The 1,241-nt window shown below is 73.6% G+C and carries 1 protein-coding gene; it reads left to right on the top strand.

The window, feature by feature from the left end; genetic code table 11:
* The first annotated feature begins 83 nt into the window (after nt 1-83).
* Entirely contained in the window at nt 84-947 is an 864-nt protein-coding gene (locus ACFULQ_RS49140) for an SDR family NAD(P)-dependent oxidoreductase (RefSeq protein WP_383558373.1), read from the top strand.
* Nucleotides 948-1,241 lie beyond the last annotated feature (294 nt).

The following is a 1,241-nucleotide window of genomic DNA, read 5'->3' on the forward strand; positions in this document are numbered from 1 at the left end:
GCCCCCTTCCGGTCCGCGACCGGACGGGGGCAGCGGCACCTCGACCATCCCCATCACGTACGACACCCCAGGGAGACCCCCATATGTCCAAGGCATGGATCATCACCGGAGCCGGCCGCGGTCTCGGCCGCGAGTTCGCCGCCACCGCGCTGAGCCGCGGCGACCGGGTGGCCGCCACGGCCCGCGACACCGCCGCGCTGGACGACCTCGTCAAGCAGTTCGGCGACGCGATCGTGCCGCTCCAGCTCGATGTGACCGACCGCGAGCAGGCGTTCAGCGTGGTGCAGGAGGCCCACGACCGTCTGGGCCGCCTCGACGTCGTCGTCAACAACGCCGGCTACGGCCTGTTCGGCGCGGTCGAGGAGATCAGCGTCGAGCAGCTGCGTCACCAGCTGGAGGTCAACCTCTTCGGCGTACTGAACGTCACCCAGGCCGCCCTGCCCCTGCTGCGGGCTCAGGGATCCGGGCACATCGTCCAGATCTCCACCGTCGGCGGCGTCGCCGCGTTCCCGCTGATCGGCGGCTACCACGCCTCCAAGTGGGCCCTGGAGGGCCTGACCGAGTCCCTGGCCCAGGAGGTCGCCGGCCAGGGCATCCACGTGACCCTCGTCGAGCCCGGCGGGTTCGCCACCGACTGGGCGGGCGACAGCGCCGTCTGGGCCGAACCCCAGACCCCCTACGACCCCCTGCGCGCCGCGATGGCGGCACAGCGTGACAGCCTCCCGGCCGGGATGATCGGCGACCCGAAGGCCGCCGGGCCCGCCCTGCTCAAGATCGTCGACGCCGAACAGCCGCCCCTGCGCGTCTTCTTCGGAGCCTTCCCCACGCAGCTCGTGCCCGACCTCTACCAGTCCCGGCTCGACACCTGGGAGGCCTGGAAGCAGGTCGCGCTCGAAGCCAACGGGAACGGCGCGACGATCACCTCCGTGGAGATCGCCGGCCACTGACGGGCCCACCGCCTCACGCGGTACGCAAGCGGCGCGGTCGGGGCCGCCCGACATGACGCGGATCCGGTGGTCTTCGCCCCGCACTTGGCCACTGCGAGCCGCGGCGGAGACGTCCGCAGCGTGATCTTCCGCAGGGACCGCGGTGAGTGCGGGTCGCGGGAGGTCCACCGGACCCGCGTGAAGCCGGGCAGCCCCCAGTCAAGGGCGCCCCGCGGCAAGCGCACCTCCCCGGGGGGCCCCGGGGGGCCCGCCACCCCGCCGCCGCAACACGGCGGTGTGGCGCGCGGCCGGGCC

It is taken from the genome of Streptomyces sp. NPDC057253 (genome assembly GCF_042669125.1).
GTDB lineage: Bacteria > Actinomycetota > Actinomycetes > Streptomycetales > Streptomycetaceae > Streptomyces.

Excerpts from the sequence above, each read along its gene's own strand:
- ACFULQ_RS49140 (WP_383558373.1), top strand. The coding sequence starts at position 84 with ATGTCCAAGGCATGGATCATCACCGGAGCCGGCCGCGGTCTCGGCCGC.